Origin of the sequence: Herbaspirillum camelliae, from assembly GCF_001929405.1 — a bacterium.
GTDB classification, from domain to species: Bacteria; Pseudomonadota; Gammaproteobacteria; order Burkholderiales; family Burkholderiaceae_D; genus Herbaspirillum; species Herbaspirillum seropedicae.
This window is the reverse complement of record NZ_KV880769.1, coordinates 2,132,402-2,151,046: the sequence shown is the minus strand read 5'-3', so window position 1 is coordinate 2,151,046 and position 18,645 is coordinate 2,132,402. Positions and strand designations below refer to the sequence as shown.

The 18,645-nt window shown below is 61.2% G+C and carries 23 protein-coding genes; 17 read left to right on the top strand and 6 right to left on the bottom strand.

The genetic code is table 11. The features are described from left to right. Positions 1-187: 187 nt before the first annotated feature. The 7 genes from hemP to bfr all read left to right on the top strand — a co-directional run bounded on the left by hemP (position 188) and on the right by bfr (position 3,719). Positions 188-376, top strand: coding sequence for a hemin uptake protein HemP (hemP, locus tag BGK68_RS09625; RefSeq protein ID WP_041310121.1), 189 nt, complete (start codon positions 188-190; stop codon positions 374-376). Positions 377-469: 93 nt separating this feature from the next. Then, complete coding sequence (locus BGK68_RS09620) at positions 470-793, top strand: hypothetical protein (protein WP_013232730.1); 324 nt, start codon at positions 470-472, stop codon at positions 791-793. 30 nt (positions 794-823) lie between these two features. Beyond that, positions 824-1,054: a (2Fe-2S)-binding protein gene (locus BGK68_RS09615; RefSeq protein ID WP_075256916.1), complete on the top strand. Its 231-nt coding sequence runs from the start codon at positions 824-826 to the stop codon at positions 1,052-1,054. A gap of 9 nt (positions 1,055-1,063) precedes the next feature. After that, positions 1,064-1,762, top strand: a complete 699-nt coding sequence (locus tag BGK68_RS09610) for an energy transducer TonB (protein ID WP_075256915.1) — start codon at positions 1,064-1,066, stop codon at positions 1,760-1,762. A 53-nt stretch (positions 1,763-1,815) separates the two neighbouring features. Then, a complete protein-coding gene (locus BGK68_RS09605) occupies positions 1,816-2,547 on the top strand; it encodes a MotA/TolQ/ExbB proton channel family protein (protein WP_075256914.1) in 732 nt (243 codons plus the stop codon). Further along, a complete protein-coding gene (locus tag BGK68_RS09600; protein WP_075256913.1) occupies positions 2,547-2,963 on the top strand; it encodes an ExbD/TolR family protein in 417 nt (138 codons plus the stop codon). Before BGK68_RS09605 ends, BGK68_RS09600 begins: the two co-directional genes overlap by 1 nt. Positions 2,964-3,239: 276 nt before the next feature. Then, entirely contained in the window at positions 3,240-3,719 is a 480-nt protein-coding gene (gene bfr, locus BGK68_RS09595) for a bacterioferritin (protein ID WP_075256912.1), read from the top strand. 67 nt (positions 3,720-3,786) lie between these two features. On the opposite strand, the gene BGK68_RS09590 is transcribed toward bfr, so the two are convergent. Then, complete coding sequence (locus tag BGK68_RS09590) at positions 3,787-4,401, bottom strand: glutathione S-transferase family protein (RefSeq protein WP_075256911.1); 615 nt, start codon at positions 4,399-4,401, stop codon at positions 3,787-3,789. 214 nt (positions 4,402-4,615) lie between these two features. On the opposite strand from BGK68_RS09590, the gene purB reads away from it, so the two are divergent. From purB to BGK68_RS09550, 8 genes are all read left to right on the top strand, one after another. Next, complete coding sequence (gene purB, locus BGK68_RS09585; protein ID WP_075256910.1) at positions 4,616-5,983, top strand: adenylosuccinate lyase; 1,368 nt, start codon at positions 4,616-4,618, stop codon at positions 5,981-5,983. 323 nt (positions 5,984-6,306) lie between these two features. After that, complete coding sequence (locus BGK68_RS09580) at positions 6,307-6,831, top strand: cytochrome b (RefSeq protein ID WP_075256909.1); 525 nt, start codon at positions 6,307-6,309, stop codon at positions 6,829-6,831. A gap of 58 nt (positions 6,832-6,889) precedes the next feature. Beyond that, positions 6,890-7,453 (top strand): YceI family protein, encoded by a 564-nt coding sequence (locus BGK68_RS09575; RefSeq protein WP_075256908.1) that lies wholly within the window; start codon positions 6,890-6,892, stop codon positions 7,451-7,453. A 91-nt stretch (positions 7,454-7,544) separates the two neighbouring features. After that, positions 7,545-8,117 carry a YceI family protein gene (locus BGK68_RS09570; protein ID WP_075256907.1) on the top strand — a complete coding sequence of 191 codons (573 nt, stop codon included), beginning with the start codon at positions 7,545-7,547 and terminating at the stop codon, positions 8,115-8,117. 220 nt (positions 8,118-8,337) lie between these two features. Then, positions 8,338-8,973, top strand: coding sequence for a pyridoxamine 5'-phosphate oxidase (gene pdxH / locus BGK68_RS09565; RefSeq protein ID WP_075256906.1), 636 nt, complete (start codon positions 8,338-8,340; stop codon positions 8,971-8,973). 62 nt (positions 8,974-9,035) lie between these two features. Beyond that, positions 9,036-10,244, top strand: a complete 1,209-nt coding sequence (locus BGK68_RS09560; protein WP_075256905.1) for an SAM-dependent methyltransferase — start codon at positions 9,036-9,038, stop codon at positions 10,242-10,244. 183 nt (positions 10,245-10,427) lie between these two features. Beyond that, complete coding sequence (locus tag BGK68_RS28665; protein WP_075256904.1) at positions 10,428-10,703, top strand: integrase core domain-containing protein; 276 nt, start codon at positions 10,428-10,430, stop codon at positions 10,701-10,703. Positions 10,704-10,772: 69 nt separating this feature from the next. Beyond that, a complete protein-coding gene (locus BGK68_RS09550; RefSeq protein WP_233149275.1) occupies positions 10,773-11,234 on the top strand; it encodes a hypothetical protein in 462 nt (153 codons plus the stop codon). 46 nt (positions 11,235-11,280) lie between these two features. On the opposite strand, the gene msrA is transcribed toward BGK68_RS09550, so the two are convergent. Further along, positions 11,281-11,814, bottom strand: a complete 534-nt coding sequence (gene msrA / locus BGK68_RS09545) for a peptide-methionine (S)-S-oxide reductase MsrA (RefSeq protein ID WP_075259758.1) — start codon at positions 11,812-11,814, stop codon at positions 11,281-11,283. A gap of 325 nt (positions 11,815-12,139) precedes the next feature. On the opposite strand from msrA, the gene BGK68_RS09540 reads away from it, so the two are divergent. Next, the gene (locus tag BGK68_RS09540) at positions 12,140-14,134 is read left to right on the top strand and encodes an acyltransferase family protein (RefSeq protein ID WP_075256903.1); all 1,995 of its coding nucleotides are present in this window, start codon (positions 12,140-12,142) and stop codon (positions 14,132-14,134) included. A 120-nt stretch (positions 14,135-14,254) separates the two neighbouring features. Beyond that, positions 14,255-14,764: a flavin reductase family protein gene (locus BGK68_RS09535; RefSeq protein ID WP_013232715.1), complete on the top strand. Its 510-nt coding sequence runs from the start codon at positions 14,255-14,257 to the stop codon at positions 14,762-14,764. Between the two features lie 68 nt (positions 14,765-14,832). Here the strand turns inward: BGK68_RS09535 and BGK68_RS09530 are convergent, their stop codons facing one another. The 4 genes from BGK68_RS09530 to purE form a co-directional block, all read right to left on the bottom strand. Next, entirely contained in the window at positions 14,833-15,570 is a 738-nt protein-coding gene (locus BGK68_RS09530) for an OmpW/AlkL family protein (protein WP_075256902.1), read from the bottom strand. Positions 15,571-15,890: 320 nt separating this feature from the next. Then, positions 15,891-16,934, bottom strand: a complete 1,044-nt coding sequence (locus BGK68_RS09525) for an L-threonylcarbamoyladenylate synthase (RefSeq protein ID WP_075256901.1) — start codon at positions 16,932-16,934, stop codon at positions 15,891-15,893. 11 nt (positions 16,935-16,945) lie between these two features. Beyond that, positions 16,946-18,151 carry a 5-(carboxyamino)imidazole ribonucleotide synthase gene (locus tag BGK68_RS09520; protein WP_075256900.1) on the bottom strand — a complete coding sequence of 402 codons (1,206 nt, stop codon included), beginning with the start codon at positions 18,149-18,151 and terminating at the stop codon, positions 16,946-16,948. Beyond that, on the bottom strand, positions 18,148-18,645 hold the full coding sequence (purE, locus tag BGK68_RS09515) for a 5-(carboxyamino)imidazole ribonucleotide mutase (protein WP_075256899.1): 498 nt from the start codon (positions 18,643-18,645) through the stop codon (positions 18,148-18,150). Before purE ends, BGK68_RS09520 begins: the two co-directional genes overlap by 4 nt.

The window sequence follows — 18,645 nt, the reverse complement described above, 5'->3', positions numbered from 1 at the left end:
GCAGCGATTTCGCTACAGGGCGTTTTCTTTTTGGCAATATTGACATCCACTGTAGGCTGGAACTGTTTCCCTGACGCAGCCAAATGATAAAAATTATCAATCACATCGATAAAAGGGCTTGCAATCCCGCCGCAAATGGCAAATAATCTAAATAAGAATTGTTCGCATTTAATAGGAGGTGATTGTAATGAGCCAACTGAACGACCACAGCATGGAACGTCGCAACAAGCCGGGCACCACCGCCAACGGAACGCCGATCACCCGCATCAAGAGCACGGACCTGTTCCGTCAGATGCGTGAACTCGAGATCGATCACGGTGGTCGCATCTACAAGTTGCGACTGACCCAGTTGAACAAGCTGATCCTGACGGCCTGAGCCGTCCGGTATCAGACCAGGTGGATAAACAGGCCAGCCAGCGTTGATCGTCAGACGCGTCGCCAGCCAAGCTAGCCTAGTGAGGAGAGTTTGATGGTTACCGACAACATGACGTCCGCATTCGTGGAACCCAACGGCGCGCCGGCACAACCTGAACTTCTGGTTTCCGCCGTACTGCATCTGATGTCGCACTACACCGCCAACAACAGCCAGGAAACGCAGAGCTGCGTGAAACTGGCCTCGGTCATCGAGAGGCACCTGAAGGCCTTGGCGGAATTGCCCAACCTGGCGCCGGTCTTGCGGGCGACGTGCCAGCAACTGTCGGAACAGTGGGCCACCGTAGTGGAGCGGACGATGCCGCCGCCGGAAAAATTCAATTTCTTCTCGCGCATGGTTGCAGGAGCGAGATCCGCATAGGGCCTGTTGAAGCAGGCAGCGAGGCGTACAATGATCGTATGTGTTTGTAACAACATCTCCGAGGGAAAGATCCATCAGGCGGTCGATGCAGGCATGACATCCATGGCCGAGTTGCGCAAGCAGCTCGGCGTTGGCACTTGCTGCGGCAAATGCCATTCCTGTGCCAAGAACGTCTTGCGTGAGTGCCTCAGCAGTGCACGTCAAACACAACAACAGGGTGTGCGGCCGGTGGTTTTCCACCCGTCGCTGGCTGCCGCCTGAACCAGATCAATGAACGCCACGTCACCTCTACTCATGAGCATGTCCCCACCCAGCGCGCTGATGCGCCAGGTACGCAAGATTGGCCCGCTGGGCCTGATTATCCTGTTGCATATCGCTTTCTTCTGGGCGCTGCAAAGCGGCCTGGTCAAGCAGGCCGTCAATGCCGTGCCCAAGGAAGTGATCGCCACCTTCATCGTCCCCGAGAAAGCGCCTGAGCCGGCCCCGCCCAAGGCCCAACCGGCGCCGCCCAAGGAAGTGAAGATCGTCAAGAAGGCGGTAACGCCGCCCAAGCCCATCCCGGTGACCGAAACGCCCGCCCCCACGGCCATCACGGCGCCCCCGCAGCCGCCGCAGCCTGCCGCCCCGGCACCGCAGGTCGCCGCCGAACCGACTCCGGCGCCCGCCGCGCCGCCCGGACCGGTACTGCCCAAGCAGATCACCTCCGGCATCGAATACATCGAACGCCCCAACCCGACCTATCCCAGCGTCTCGCGTCGCATGGGCGAGGAAGGCGTGGTGGAATTCCGCGTGACCGTCAATACCAGCGGCCGCGCCGAGAAGGTCGAGATCACCAAGTCCTCGGGCTATTCGAGGCTGGACGACGCCGCCCGCAACGCCATCATGCGCGCCGTCTTCAAGCCCTACATCGAGAATGGCAAGGCCATTACCGTCAGCACCGTAGGCAGCCTGGCCTTCCGCCTGAACTGACAGCCGCTTTCGTATCACCATCCCCATCATTGACAGAAATAGAAGGAAACATCATGGAAGTTAGTCCGTACGGTCTGGAAAGCCTCTGGGCGCAAGGCGATTTCGTCACCAAGGGCGTTGCCGTCCTGTTGCTGGCCATGTCGATCGCATCCTGGTACGTGATCATCACCAAGGCGCTGCAGCTGCTGCGCTTCCGCAAGGCCTCGGCGGCCGCTGGCCACCAGTTCTGGGACACCACCAGCCTGCCCGAAGGTGTAGCCACCCTGGGCCAGGACAATCCCTTCGCGGATGTAGCCAAGGCCGGCGTGACTGCAATGAGCCACCACACCGCCCACAAGGGCCATCTGCACGACCAGCTCTCGGTGAGCGACTGGGTCACCCTGTCGCTGCGCCAGGCCATCGACGAGGCCTCCGGCAAGCTGCAGACCGGCATGGCCGTGCTGGCATCGGTAGGCTCCACCGCTCCCTTCGTGGGCCTGTTCGGCACCGTCTGGGGCATCTACCATGCACTGGTGTCCATCGGCACCACCGGCCAGGCCAGCATCGACAAGGTGGCCGGCCCCGTGGGCGAAGCCCTGATCATGACTGCGCTGGGTCTGGCCGTGGCCATCCCCGCCACCTTCGGCTACAACGCCCTGGTGCGCGGCAACAAGACCACCATCGCCAAACTCAACAAGTTCGGCTTCGACCTGCACGCCCTGTTCGTCACCGGCGCCCGCACTGCCGGTGAAGACGGCCAGCCCAATGGCGGCAAGGCCAAGCTGACCGCCGTCGGGAGGGCATGATGGCGATGGGTTCCCTGTCCGATTCGGACGACGATTTCAACCCGGAGATCAACACCACGCCGCTGGTGGATGTGATGCTGGTGCTGCTGATCATCTTCATCATCACCATTCCGGTCATGAACCATGCAGTCAAGATCGACCTGCCCAAGGCCAGCAGCCAGCCGGACCAGGTCAAGCCGGAAAGCATCAACCTGTCCATCGATGCCGGTGGCAATGTGTTCTGGAATGAGGAAAAGATCGACAGCGGTGAATTGAGCGTACGCATCGCCGCCGCCGCCCAGAAGCAGCCGCAACCCGAACTGCATCTGCGCGCCGAACGCACCACCCAGTACGAGAAGGTGGCGCAGGTGATGTCGGCGGCGCAATCCGGTGGATTGGCCAAGATCGGCTTCGTGACGGATCCTGACAAAAAATAACCTTTTGGCCGCCCGCACAGGATGCGGGTAGCCAATGCCAACGGCAGCAAACATCCTGCCCTCAAGGCTTTACAATAAGAACCTCTTTCGCTTGGCGAAGGGGGTTTTTTTTTGATATTTTTGGCAAGCGGCAATAGAGGCAAGAATGATTCCCGCTAATTGTTGATGATGAATTGAAACTCCTGGGCTATGATCCCGTCCGTCCGCAGCCAGGCAGCTCTACGTCACCCAGCAAAGCGGTCTCTTTCATCCACATTTCTCGTACAAAGGCGTCCCATGAAAGGCGATCCCGCAGTCATCAAATTGCTCAACGCTCAACTGACCAATGAGCTCACCGCCATCAACCAGTATTTCCTGCATGCACGCATGTACAAGCATTGGGGCCTGGACAAGATCGGCGCCAAGGAATACGCCGAATCCATCGGCGAAATGAAGCACGCCGACAAGTTGATCGACCGCATCCTCATGCTCGACGGCCTGCCCAACCTGCAGGCCCTGCACAAGCTGATGATCGGCGAGAACACCCAGGAGATGCTGCAATGCGACCTGAAGCTGGAGCAAGCCGCCCAGAAGACGGTCAAGGAAGGCATCGCCACCTGCGAACAGCATGGTGACTACGTCTCCCGCGAGCTGTTCCAGATGATCCTGGACGACACCGAAGAACACATCGACTGGCTGGAAACCCAACTGGACCTGATCGACAAGGTCGGCATCCAGAATTACCTGCAGAGCCAGATGTCCCCGGCCGACGAATAAGCGGCGACAGGCAAACAAAAAGCGCGCTTCAGAAGCGCGCTTTTTGTTTGCCCGGGACCAGGACCGCTCAGATGTGCGGCGCCGTGTCCTTGAAGGAAACCCGCTCGGACACCTTGTCGAACAGGCGCGCCAGCATGGGATAGTCCTCGCGCCAGGCCAGGTCGGGAAAACGGAACGCCAGCCAGCCCAGCCCACAGCACACCGCCACATCGGCCAGCGAATAATGGTTGCCGACACAGAAGGGCTTTTCGCCCAGGCCGTCCGCCATCGCCTTCAAGGAAGCCTCGACCTTGCTCCATTGGCGCTTGATCCATTCCGGGCTTTGCTGCTTGGTTGGACGCAAGGTCTTTTCCAGACGCACCAGCACGGCCGCGTCCAGCATGCCGTCGGCCAGCGCTTCCCAGCATTTGATCTCGGCGCGCTCGCGGCCATTGGGCGGCAGCAGCTTGCCTACCGGCGTGAGGGTATCCAGGTACTCGACGATCACGCGGGAATCAAACATCGCGCCACCATCGTCCATCAACAGACAAGGCACCTTGCCAAGGGGATTGCTTTGCTGGATGGTGGTCGACGCGCTCCAGACATCTTCCAGGATGAATTCGTAATCGATCTTTTTTTCGGCCATCACGACGCGCACCTTGCGCACGAACGGACTGGCATTGGAGCCGATGAGTTTTAGCATAGCGTTTCGAGTAATGTTCTGGCTGGATTATAACATTCGCATTTTCTGCCTCATTCTGGAAGCCCCGTGTAGAAACGGGAAAGCAACACCCCGCTAAAACTGGGCCGTGGCGTCGCCCAATGGTAGAATTGCCGGCCCGGGCGATTGCGGTTCTGCAGCCAATGCTGCCAAACACCCGCCAATCTTCAGTCAACGCACCTCATCCGTTTCCACCATGTCCCTCTCTGCTCTCTCGGCCCTGTCCCCGCTGGACGGCCGCTACGCCTCCAAGACCGATAAACTGCGTCCGCTGCTCTCTGAAGCGGGCTTCATGCACCATCGCGTGAAGGTCGAGATTGCCTGGCTGCAAGCCCTGTCCGAAGCCGGCTTTGCCGAGATCAAGCCGTTCTCGGCCAATGCCCTTGCCCTGCTGGACAAGCTGGCTGCGGACTTCACCGAAGCCGACGCCGCGCGCATCAAGGAAATCGAAGCCGTCACCAACCACGACGTGAAGGCAGTCGAATACTGGCTCAAGGAAAAAGTGAAGGATGTGCCCGAACTGGTGGCTGCCTCCGAATTCATCCACTTCGCCTGCACCTCCGAAGACATCAACAACACCTCGCACGGCATGATGCTCAAAGCCGCGCGCGACACCGTGCTGCTGCCTTCGCTGCAAGCCGTGATCACCAAGCTGACCGAACTGGCCCACGAACATGCTGCCGTGCCGATGCTCTCGCGCACCCACGGCCAGCCGGCCAGCCCGACCACCCTGGGCAAGGAAGTGGCCAACGTCGTGGCGCGCCTGCAACGCGCGGCCAAGCGCATCGCCAGTGTCGAGATCCTGGGCAAGATGAATGGTGCCGTGGGCAACTACAACGCCCACCTGTCGGCCTACCCGCAGACCGACTGGGCCGCCTTCTCCAAGGAAGTCGTGGAACAGCGCCTGGGCCTGACCTTCAACCCCTACACCATCCAGATCGAGCCGCACGACTACATGGCCGAACTGTTCGATGCCGTGGCCCGCACCAACACCATCCTGCTGGACCTGAACCGCGACATCTGGGGTTACATCTCCCTGGGCTACTTCAAGCAGCGCACCAAGGCCGGCGAAATCGGTTCCTCGACCATGCCGCACAAGGTCAATCCGATCGATTTCGAAAACTCCGAAGGCAACCTGGGCATGGCCAACGCCGTGCTGAAGCACCTCGCCGAAAAGCTGCCGGTCTCGCGCTGGCAGCGTGACCTGACCGACTCCACCGTGCTGCGCAACATCGGGGTGGGCTTCGGCTACACCCTGCTGGCCTATGACAGCTGCCTGCGTGGCCTGAACAAGCTGGAAGTGAATCCCCAGCGTCTGGCCGACGACCTCGACGCCACCTGGGAAGTGCTGGCCGAGCCGGTGCAGACCGTCATGCGCCGCTATGGCATCGAGAATCCGTATGAGCAGCTCAAGGAACTGACCCGCGGCAAGGGCATCTCCAAGGACGCCCTGCGCGACTTCATCAATGGCCTGGCCATCCCGCAAGAGGCCAAGGACCACCTGCTGGCCATGACGCCGGCCAACTACATCGGCACCGCCGTGGAACTGGCCAAGCAGATCTAAGCCGGTTCGGCTCCTGCTTCCGGTCCCGTCCGGCATCAGAAATCGGCAATGCAGAATGGCGCACAGCAATGTGCGCCATTTTTCATTTGCAGCACCGGTTAACGTAATAAAGTGGCGATTACTCGCAAAAGCGGACGGCTGATATGCCGTTTCCCCAAGTAATAAGGGCTGGGAAAGCTCTTTATACTCGACATTTGCAAAAAAGTGGCATGATGCCCCGCATCAAGAAAACTGCCCCGTCTCTTGATGCCGTCCGGCTTGCCAGCCCGATAGAACCATTTGTCGAGCCAGCCGCTCCAAACGCCACCTACTCGTCACCACCTATGGACCGCTACACCAAACCCGCCATTCTGCTGCACTGGCTGATCGCCCTGCTGATCATCTCCGCCTTCGGGCTGGGGCTGACCATGGTCGACATTCCCGGCCTCACGCCCACCAAGCTGAAGTATTTTTCCTGGCACAAGTGGCTGGGCGTGACCGTGCTGGCCCTGGCCTGCGCACGTCTGCTGTGGCGTCTGACGCACCGTGCGCCGGCTTATCCGGCGCACATGCCGCAATGGCAACAGTCGGCCGCGCATGGGCTGCACCTGGGCCTGTACGCGCTGATGTTCGCCATTCCTGTTTCCGGTTATTTCTACAGCCTGGCCGCAGGTGTCCCGGTGGTCTACCTGGGCGTGCTGCCGCTGCCGGTGTTCATGGCGCCCAATCCGGAGCTCAAGCCCCTGCTCAAGGAAACCCACTACTGGCTCAACATGATCCTGCTGGGCGCGTTTGCCCTGCATGTGCTGGCTGCGCTGAAGCACCAATTCATCGACCGCGACAATATCTTCAAGCGCATCCTGCCGTAGGCATCCACGGCAGTCCGCAGATTCTTTCCTCCCGCTCGTTTTTTCAACGGAACCCGATATGACTCTCAACCGCTTCATCAAACCGACCCTGCTGGCGCTGGCCGCTGCTTCCTTCGCCCTCTCCGCCCAGGCTGCTCCGCTGAAGGTGGATGCCGCCAAGAGCAACGTGGTAGCCACCTTCAAGCAACTGAACGTACCGGTGGACGCCAAGTTCAAGAAGTTCGCCGCCACCATCGACTTCGACGCCGCCAAGCCGGCTGAGGGCAAGGCCAACGTCGACATCGACGTGACCAGCTTCGACCTCGGCGAGCCCGACTACAACAAGGAAGTGCAGAAGAAGGAGTGGTTCAACGCCGCCCAATTCCCCAAGGCCAGCTTCGTCTCCAGCAGCATCAAGGCGGCCGGCGCGGGCAAGTACGATGTCGCTGGCAAGCTGACCATCAAGGGCAAGACCACCGACGTGAGCTTCCCCCTGACCGTGAAGAAGGAAGGGGCGGCCCAGGTCTTCGACGGTGTGCTGCCCATCAAGCGCCTGACCTACAACATCGGCGAAGGTGAATGGAAAGACACCGGCATGGTGGCCGATGAAGTCACGATCAAGTTCCACATCGTTGCACAGTAAGCGATAAATCAAAACAGCAGTTCCGCGCCATGACGCCCCGCTGCCCGCGGGCTTCCTCTGCGATTTTTCACACATCAAGGAAACACAACACATGAAACTGAACCACCTCCTGCTCGCCCTGGTCGCCGCCGGCGCCGCCATGTCCGCCAATGCCGCCGACATCTACAGCATCGATCCCAGCCACACCTATCCCAGCTTCGAAGCTGACCACATGGGCGTGTCGATCTGGCGCGGCAAGTTCGACAAGACCAGCGGCACCGTGACCCTGGATCGCGCCGCCAAGACCGGCACCGTGGACATCACCATCGATACCGCCTCGATCGACTTCGGCCACGCCAAGATGAACGAGCACGCCAAGAGCGCCGACATGTTCGACGTGGCCAAGTACCCGACCGCGCAGTACAAGGGCAACATCAAGTTCAACGGCGACAAGCCGGCCACCGTCGAAGGCGAGCTGACCCTGCATGGCGTGACCAAGCCGGTGACCCTGACCCTGAACAAGTTCAACTGCATCCAGCATCCCATGCTCAAGCGTGAAGTCTGCGGCGGCGATGCCTCGGCTAGCTTCAACCGTGCCGACTTCGGCATCGACTACGGCGCCAAGTACGGCTTCTCGATGGAAACCAAGCTGGCTATCCAGGTCGAAGCAGTCAAGACCAACTGATCCGGGGGATCCTTTTCCGGCGCGGTCGATGTCCTGACCGCACCCGGCAGCAAGGCAGAGCCGATGCGATAATGCATCGGCTTTTTTATTGCCCGGCTTGCTTGCGATCATGGAGCCATCGGGCCGCAGGCCGCACAATGGCTCGCATTCGCCGTTTTGCTGCCCTGCAAAACTTTTTAAAACGCGCTAATCTAGCGCCGTTCCCCAAGGAGCAAGTAGCATGTCCTTAGCCGACCTTCGTAAAGACTACAGCCGCGCCAGTCTGTCCGAGACCGAGACCGCCGCCGACCCCATCGACCAGTTTGCGATCTGGTTCGACGAGGCCAGCCGGGCCCAGATCCCCGAGCCCAACGCCATGAGCGTGGCCACCGTGGGCAAGGATGGACGACCGTCGTCGCGCATCGTGCTGATCAAGCAGTTCGACCAGCAAGGCTTTACCTGGTTTACCAACTATGACAGCCGCAAAGGCGTCGATGTAGCAGAAAATCCTTACGTCGCCTTGTTGTTCCACTGGGTAGAACTAGAGCGCCAGGTCCGCATCGAAGGAAAAATCGAGCGCGTGAGCCAGGAAGAAAGTGACGCCTATTTCTACAGTCGCCCGCTGGCCAGCCAGCTCGGCGCGATTGCCTCGCAGCAAAGCCGCACCGTAGAAAGCCGCGAAAAGCTGGAACAGCAATACGAAACAACCAAGCAGCAATTCGGCGAACATCCCTCCCGTCCCGAACACTGGGGCGGCTACCGGGTCATCCCCGAACGCATCGAATTCTGGCAAGGCCGCCCATCCCGCATGCATGACCGCGTGCTCTATACACGTGATGCCAGCGGGCAATGGCAGCGGCAACGCCTGCAGCCCTGAGGACGAGCACACCTGCCTGGCAGGGCTGTTGAGCATCCACATCACTGACGCGGAGGAACATCGTGTTTTGGGAAAAGAAGCTTGACGCCTGGGTAGAAAACATTCGTAACGTATCGGCCCTGCCCCTGCGGCTGGTGCTGTGGAACGGACAGCAGTACGACTTCGGCAGCGGCACGCCCGAGGTCACGCTCAAGGTTCCCAACGCATCAGCCATCACCTCTCTGCTCACCCCCTCGCTGGCCAACCTCGGGGAAGCCTATGTCGAAGGCAAGATCGAGGTCGAAGGCAAGGTCAAGAGCATCATCCAGGTCGCCAACGGCCTGGCCTCCAATACCCTCAAGGCCCAAGGCCGGCTGGGGCGCATGGTGCGCAGCGTGACCCACACCAGGAAGCGCGACGCCGAAGCCATCCAGTATCACTACGACGTCTCCAACGACTTCTACAAGCTCTTCCTGGACGAGCACATGGTCTATTCCTGCGCCTACTTCGAGAACGGCGACGAAGACCTCGCCACGGCCCAGGTCAAGAAGATCGACCATATCCTGGAGAAGATCCAGCTCAGGCCCGGCCAGACTCTGCTCGACATCGGCTGCGGCTGGGGCGCGCTGGTGCTGCGCGCCGCACAGAAATATGGTGCGCGTTGCGTGGGCGTCACCCTGTCCCGCAACCAGTACGCGCTGGCGCGCGAGCGCGTGGAGGCGGCCGGCTTGTCGGATCGCATCGAGATCCGCCTGCAGGATTACCGCGACGTCACCGGCAGCTTCGACCGCATCACCAGCGTGGGCATGTTCGAGCATGTGGGCATCAAGAATCTGCCGAGCTATTTTGCCCAGATCAGGAATTTGCTGGCCGATGGCGGCATGGCGATGAACCACGGCATCACCAGCACTGACATCGAGAACGGCGAATCTCCCTATGGCGCGGGTGAATTCATCGACAAGTACGTCTTCCCCGCCGGCGAGCTGCCGCACATCAGCACCGTGCTCAAGACCATGCAGGAAGGCGGGCTGGAAGCCTTCGACGTGGAAAACCTGCGCCGCCACTACGCCCGCACCTGCGGCATCTGGGCCGACAATTTCGAAGCCAATACCGAGGCCATCCATCGGGTGACCGACGAGAAGCACTACCGCATCTGGCGCGTCTATCTCGCCGGCAGCGCCTACGGCTTCGAACGCGACTGGATCTCGCTGTACCAGGTGGTCTGCACCAAGGCGGGCCGCAGTGCGCAGCAGTTGCCATGGTCGCGCAAGTACATCTACGCACAACAATAAGCATTCGCCAGCCCCATAAAGCAACGGGCCTGCCCTATTCGTAGGGCAGGCCCGTTGTACTTTTTGTACGCGCAGCTAGGGTTTATTCGCCTCGCTCTTCTCGGCAAGCACCTTCGTAGGCGCATCGGGATGACCGAACGTTTGCCACAGCTGCTGCCGGAACAGGCCAACGACACCTGATCAATGGACTTCATTCATGATCGCCAGGCCGACGGACCTCGCATCCGCTGCCTCCATATCGTCGACGACTTCACCAAGCAAGGCGTGACCATCGAAGTCGCTACGTCGAAACCAGCATTTACGCAGCCGCGCAAGCCAACGCAGAATGCCCACCTCGCGAACCTCAACAACCGGTTCAGGGACGAATGCCTCAATGACCATGGGTTCTCGACCTCGGATGAAGCTCGTTATCTGCTCGAGGCAGGGTGCCAAGATTACAATTCAGTGCGACCACGGTGAAGACTAGCGGCTCCATTTATCTGTGCTGACCGCTGGTTCGGTCCCGCGATTCCATAGAAGGAGAGTCAGGTGAAGCTTGAGCAAAATGAAGCGAATGCAAAATATGACGCATTCTTGATGGATATGGATGAACAGCTTGAATGGCTGGAAGAGGAAGCCGCGAAGCATGCTATTACGTTGGATGGAACGCCAGCTGACTTCGAGAATCTGGAGCGGCTATTTGATTTGATGGCAGGCAGTCAAGATAAAGAATTCGTCACCAAACTCAGTATTACTTTCGCGCGCCATCTAGGGGAAATCGTGCGCTTGAACAATGGTGGGCAATGGCGCCTATCGCAAGAAGATAAAAGCAGTCCTCATTTCGCCATGCCGGTCATCGTTTCCCACTCCCCCGTTGCAGGATTGGAATTTGCTCCAATTCTGGTCATGCGATCCTACGCGATATACCGAAAAGAAGGTACGTTGAGGCGAGCGGTTCAGGCGCAGACTCATCCGCGCCCTTTGGACTTGAGCGGCTTGGCTGAGGATTGACTGATCAAAGCATGGCCGACCATCTCGATCAGCCAGTAAGGCCGACTTACTCAGCCTTGCTCTTCTCGGCAAAGACTTCGCGCAGCTTGGCCACCTTGGGCGCAACCACGAAGGCGCAATATCCCTGGAAGGGGTGCTGCACGAAATAGTTCTGGTGATAATCCTCGGCCCGGTAGTAGGGCTGGGGCGGCGACAATTCGGTCACGATGGGCGCATCCCACACCAGCGCCATTTCGGCAATGATATGGCGGGCCGTGTCATGCTGCGCTTCATCCTGGTAGTAGATGACTGAGCGATACTGGGTCCCGACATCATTGCCCTGGCGGTTCAGGGTGGTGGGATCGTGGATGGTGAAGAAGATCTCCAGCAGCTCGCGGTAGCTGATCTGCTGTGGATCGAACTCCAGCTTGACCACTTCTGCATGTCCGGTCTGGCCGCCACACACCTGCTCATAGCTGGGATTGACGACGCTGCCGCCGGTGTAGCCGGACTCCACCGACTCCACCCCGCGCACCTGCTGGTAGACCGCCTCCAGGCACCAGAAGCAGCCGCCGCCCAGTACTGCGATTTCCTTGGTCATCATGTCCTCCCGATTCATTTGCTCCGGATGCAACTCTAACCGAAAACGAGCAGCCCCGCGCAAGGCTGCCGGAACACTTTTCAGTTCGACAACAAGCGTGCAGAACAGTGGACCAGACGAGGTGCAAAGGACACAAAAACGTAAATCCTGGTTAATAAGCTCATCAATAGCCGGTAAAATCTGCTCGCGGCAGACAACGAGGGGTCGTTGACTGGCGCGCAAGACATGAATTTTCCGGCGGGGTCCGGAATGTACGTCACTTTCCATCCTTGTCGTGGTGCGCATGGCGGGAATGCGTGCATCACTACACGGGGCAAGAACAACAATGCAAGTCAGCAAGCCGGAAAGCGCGCAGGGGAAGCCGCTTTCCTATCGCCCGGATATCGACGGGCTCAGGGCCATCGCCATTGTTTCAGTCGTGGTTTTCCATGCGTTTCCGCAGGCCATGCCGGGCGGTTTCATTGGGGTGGACATCTTTTTCGTGATCTCGGGCTTCCTGATTTCATCGATCATCTTCCGCCAGCTGGACCAGGGCCGTTTCTCCTTCACGGACTTCTATGTCCACCGCATCCGGCGCATCTTTCCCGCGCTGATCCTGGTGCTGGCCGCCTGCTTCGTGCTGGGCTGGTTCTCGCTGCTGCCTGACGAGTACCGCCAACTGGGCAAGCATATGGCCGCCGGCGCGGGCTTCATCCAGAACTTCGTGCTCTGGAAGGAATCGGGCTACTTCGATGTCGAGTCCGACATGAAGCCGCTGCTGCACCTGTGGTCGCTGTCGGTGGAAGAACAGTTCTACCTGGTCTATCCACTGCTGGTCTGGGGGCTCTGGCGCGCCCGGATGCCGCTGCGCAATAGCCTGGTGCTGCTGATGCTGGCCTCTTTCGGCCTGAACCTCTGGTGGGTGACGCAAGATCCGATCAAGACCTTCTACCTGCCGTTCACACGGGTGTGGGAATTGCTGGCTGGGGCCTTGTGTGCGTTCGGCGTGATGCGCAACGGCGTGGCCTTCTCCGCATCGTTCAGATTGCCCCACCTGCCCTCCATCCACCTGCGCTCCGTCCTGGGCCTGGCGCTGCTGCTGTGCGGCCTGGTGCTGATCGACCGGCACCGCTACTTCCCTGGTGCATGGGCGCTGCTGCCGGTGGCGGGCGCGGTGCTGCTGGTGAGCAGCGGACTGCAGGCGTGGGTCAACCGCCACGTCCTGAGCCGGCCGTTGATGGTGTGGATCGGTCTGATCAGCTATCCGCTCTACCTGTGGCATTGGCCCATCCTGTCGTTCATGCACATCCTCACCCCGACCCGGCCGGGAGCACAGTTGCGCCTGGCGGCCGTGGCCCTGAGCGTGCTGCTGGCGTGGCTGACCTACCGGCTGCTGGAACGCCCGGTGCGCTTCGGCCCCAAGTCCTGGATGGTGCCAGCCCTGCTGACGCTGCTGCTGGGCGTAACTGCAACGGCTGGCTACAACGACTTCCAGCGCAATGGCCTGTCCTTCCGCCTGGCTACCCGCTATGCCGAACAGCCGCTGTTCGTGGGCACCACCGACGCCACCTGCACGGCCGATGGCGGTGCAGGGTTGGAATTCTGCCGGCAGTCACGTCCCGGCGCACCGACCATTGCCGTCATCGGCGATTCTCACGCCTGGCATCTCTACGATGGCCTGGCCAGTTATGCCGAGCACAGCGGCGACATCATTGGTATGCGCGCGGTCGGGGCATGCCTTGGATTTTCGGGAGTCTCCGCTGATGCCAAGCGCCACGACTGTGCTCCCGTCAAGGACAACATCGCCAGCGCAGCCAAGCAGCCCAGCGTACGGACGGTGATCCTCTCCGCGCGTCTGGACATCTACGATCGCGAGCTGCCTAGCGCCGTCTTCGAAGGCGCGCTGCGCGACATGCTGGCTACGCTTACTGCGGCCGGCAAAAAGGTGATTTTCGTCATGGATATCCCCATCCTGGATTTCCATCCGAAATACTGCCTGGACATCAGCATGCCCCTTCGCCCCAAGACTTCGTCGCTGCCCAACTGCGCCATCACACAGGCCGTCTTTGCGCAGCATACCCAGCACTATCGGGATACCGTCGCCTCCTTGCTCAGGCAATTCCCGCAGGTGCAAGTGTTCGATGCAGCGGCCCCGCTATGCGATCACCAGCAATGCTGGGCCATGAAGGACGGGCAATTGCTCTATCGCGACTACGATCATCTATCCTCGGTCGGCTCCACCCTGGAGGCCCAATCCCTCTGGCCGCTCATCCACCCTGCCCCACAGCCCGGCCTGCGGGCAGCCGCCTCCAAGGCCAGCGCGGCACGCAAAAGAAGCTAGCGCCCCGCAGGCCAGCCGGACGGCAGGCGCGGTCAGTATCCGTTATCATGTGCGCATCTGCGCCGCTGCGCTGCCTTCACCGGCGCGCAGCAGGCGTCCACCAACCCGATCCGATTCCTGATGCACACTCGTTTTCCGCGCGCCGATGCGCGTCAGTTCGACGCCGCGCACTTCCGCCAGGCGCTGTCCCAATTCGCCACCGGCGTGACCGTGATCACCACGCGCCTGGCCGACGGCACCTTGCTGGGCCTGACCGCCAGCTCTTTCAACTCGGTCTCGCTGGACCCGCCGCTGGTGCTCTGGAGCCTGGGCAGCAAGGCCAACAGCATGCCGGTCTTCTCCGGCAATTCGCACTACGTCATCAACATCCTCAGCGCCGACCAGGCCCATCTGGCGCAGCAGTTCGCCAGCAAGATGGAGAACCGTTTCGAAGGCGTCGCCTATACTCTCTCCCGCACCGGCCAGCCCATTCTGGAGGGCGCGTCAGCCTGGTTCGAATGCCATAACCGCAGCCAGTATCCCGAGGGCGACCATGTCATCTTCGTGGGAGAGGTCGAACATTGCGAAGCCGATCCGCAGGCAGCGCTGGTTTTCCATGGCGGGCGTTTCATCAAGACGGGCGATCTCTGAGATAGGCGCTTACGCCCATGAAAAAAGCGCCTCGCAAGGCGCTTTTTTCGTTGGGATGGAAGGACGACTCAGAACTTGTAGCCGACCGACAGGAAGGTGACGATGGGGTCCAGAGTGATGGTGGTCTTGTAGCGCTGCGGACCCAGGCCAGCAAAGGCACCCGCCGGATTGGCAGTGATATCGGCGTCAGTCTTGAGCGGAATGTAGGACACCGACAAGCTGGCCGACCAGCGGTCGTTGAAGGCGTAGGTCGCGCCACCGGTCAGCACCGGCGCCCAGGAGGAGCTCAGGTTGGCCGTGGCGGTACCGCCGCTGTTGAGCGACGCGCGGTTCTGGAAGGCCTGCGACAGCGAAACGTCCGAATACCACACATAGGTCACACCGGCGCCGACGAAGGGGCGGAAGGCATCCTGGGCGCCGCCGAAGTACCACTTGGCGACGATGGCCGGGCTCCACTGCTTGGCCTTGCCCAGTTCACCCAATGCTTGCAGGTCGCCAGTGCCCTTGAGCTTGAACTCGGGAGGAATGCCCAGGTCGGCGGTCACTGCGAAGTTGTCAGTGAAGAAGTGGGTGAAGGCAATCCCCAGGGTATCCGCATTGCTGACCGTAGAAGTGCTGTTGGGGAAGAAACCGGCTTGCGGACCATTGAGCTTGGTCAGGCCGCTGCTCGAATCCTGCGGCTGCAGATGGAACCAGCCGACGTTGACGACATTGCTACCAGCGCTCTGTGCCATGACCGGCGCAGCAAAAGCGGCCATCACGGACAACGCGGCGATTTTGGGCAAGAAAGAAAATTGTTTTTGCATTGCTGTCTCCAAGAGTTGCGGGCGTGGCCCGGTTTTTTTGTTCCCGGCAGCTCGCGTCTGACGGGACCTTATCTACGGCTGATGACCGCTTTTCGTTATGTCTTGTCCGGCGTAATGATCAGTAACTTTGCATCACCTGAATTTACGCCCACACACCAAAAAGAACGTGCGTACTATTCTTGAGGCACACTATGCCAGCTTTGTCACAATTTGTATAGAAGTTGTGAAGCGATGTAGGCTTTTGGCAACCACGTACTGACCCAAGAGTCAGTACGGGTGCGGTTCAGCGGGGGATGAGGGCGAGGACAGAGTCGCCTGAATCAGCCTTGGAGCAGGCGTGCCAGCAAACCTTGGGAGTCAAAGGCAGCGCGCCGCAAGCGGTCGTTGACGCCCTGCCATTGGCCGCTGATGGGCAGCGCTTCGACCACGATCAGGTCGGCGCCAGTGTGATCCATGTCGCGCAGGGCGGCATAGAGGTCATGCGCATAGGCGTCGGCTGTGTCGGGCATGGTGCGGGTCACGCTGACCAGGCCGGAGCGCTGCAGGCGGGCAATCAGGGCGATCTTCTTGCCCAGCGCCGCCAGTTTCTCCAGCACCGTGGCCAGCTCATCCGGGGCGACCTGGACGACTGGCGTATGCGGCGCGTAGTGCGCATCGAGCGTGCCCGAAGCGCGCGGCGCGCTCGCATCGGGTGTGGCCAGCGGCACGCCGAGAACGGCCTCGATGCGCTCGGCGCTGATCTGGCCGGGACGCAGCAGCACCGGACCATGGGTATCGATACGGGACAGATCGACAATGGTCGATTCGATGCCCACCTCGCTCTGTCCGCCGTCGAGCACATAATCCACGAGACTGTCGGCGTCGCTGCCGAATTCCTCGCGCACGTGCTCGGCCGTGGTCGGGCTGACATGGCCGAACTTGTTGGCCGACGGGCCTGCGATGCCGCCCTTGCCGCCGCGGAATTCGCGCAGCAAGGCCTGCGCCACCGGATGCGCAGGACAACGCACGCCCACCGAATCCTGACCACCGGCCACGGCGTCGGGAATATGCGCGGCGCGCTTCAAGATGAGTGTGAGCGGCCCTGGCCAGAACGAGGCGATCAGACGACGCGCCTCCACCGGCACCGAGGCCGCCCAGTAGCCGATATCGGCCTCGGGGGAGACGTGCACGATCACCGGGTGATTGGCCGGACGGCCCTTGGCGGCATAGATGGCCGCAATCGCCGCCGGATTTTCGGCATCGCCGCCCAGGCCATAGACGGTCTCGGTCGGGAAGGCCACCAGCCCGCCCTGCTCCAGCGTGCGCGCCGCATGCATGACGGCCGCCGCGTCAATGACCGGAGAAGAGGCGCTCTTGTCGTTCATCGCCCGCCCTCTTACAGGGCAATGCCAAGGATGGCGCACGCCGCCGCCAGCTGCTGCTGCGCATCGGCCAGCGTAGCGCCGGTGAAGGTGACGTGGCCCATCTTGCGGCCACGGCGCGCCTCGGCCTTGCCATACAAGTGCACGTGTGCGCCCGGCAGCGCCAGCACCTGGTCCCAGGCGGGTTCGCGCTGGGCGTCGGTGTCGCCCTCGTACCAGACATCGCCCAGGATGTTCAACATCACCGATGGCGAATGCTGGCGCGTATCGCCCAGCGGCAGGCGCGCCATGGCGCGAGCCTGTTGTTCGAACTGGCTGGTGACGCAGGCATCGATGGTGTAGTGGCCGCTGTTGTGCGGGCGCGGGGCCATTTCATTGACCACCAGCGCACCGTCTTCCAGCACGAAGAATTCGATGCACAGCACGCCCACGTACTGCAGCGCGCCGATGATCTGCAACGCGGCCTGCTGTGCACGCGCAGCAGCATCAGCCTTGATGTTGGGACCGGGTACGGTGGTGGTGAAGAGGATGCCATCGCGATGCACGTTCTCGGCAATCGGATAGACCACGGCCTGGCCATCATGGCCACGCGCCACCAGCACCGAGACTTCATAGGCCAGCGGCAGCATCTTTTCCAGCACACAGGTCACGCCGCCCATCGAAGCGAAGGCGGCGCGCACTTCCTCGATGCTGCGCACGCGCACCTGGCCCTTGCCGTCGTATCCCATGCGGGCGGTCTTGAGGATGCCCGGCAGCAGGTTCGCGTCCAGTCCCCCGATGTCAGCCTCGCTGTTGATGACCAGGTGCGGCGCCGGCAGCACGCCGGACTGCGAGCCGCATTCGGTGAAGAAGGCCTTCTCGGCGGTGCGGTCCTGGGCAATCGACACACCCGATGCGGCGGGGGCGACGAAGGTCTGCGCCGCCAGCGTGGCCAGGCTCTTGGCCGAGACATTCTCGAACTCGGTGGTGATCGCTGCACACAGCGCGCCCAGTTCAGCCAGCGCCGGGCCGTCGTCGTAGGCCGCGTTGATAAGACGGTCCGCCACCTGCCCGGCCGGGCAATCGGCGTCGGCTTCCAGCACGGCGACCTTGAAACCCATGCTCTGCGCCGCCTGGGCGAACATGCGGCCGAGCTGGCCGCCGCCCATCACGCCCAGCCAGGTGGCCGGAGTGGTCGAGGGAACGGCGGGACGAAGGGTGGAGGCGGACTGCTGGGTCATACAGGCAACTTCATGTCGAGGGCGACTTGCGTCTGGGTCTTGCGGAAGGCTTCCAGCTTTTCAGCCAGGGCCGCGTCAGTGGTGGCCAGCATGGCGATGGCGGAGAGCGCCGCATTGGCGGCGCCGGCTTCACCGATGGCATAGGTGGCCACCGGAATGCCCTTGGGCATCTGCACGATGGACAACAGCGAATCCTCACCGCGCAGATACTTGGAAGGCACCGGCACGCCCAGCACCGGCACAATGGTCTTGGCGGCGATCATGCCCGGCAGGTGCGCCGCACCGCCGGCGCCGGCGATGATGGCGCGCAGGCCGCGCGTGCGGGCGCTTTCGGCATAGGCGAACATCTGGTCCGGCATGCGGTGCGCGGAGATCACCTGCGCTTCGAACGGCACGCCGAAGTCCTTGAGGATGGCGACCGCATTCTGCATCACTTCCCAGTCCGAGGACGAACCCATGACTACGCCGACCAAAGGCTTGACGGTATCGCTCAT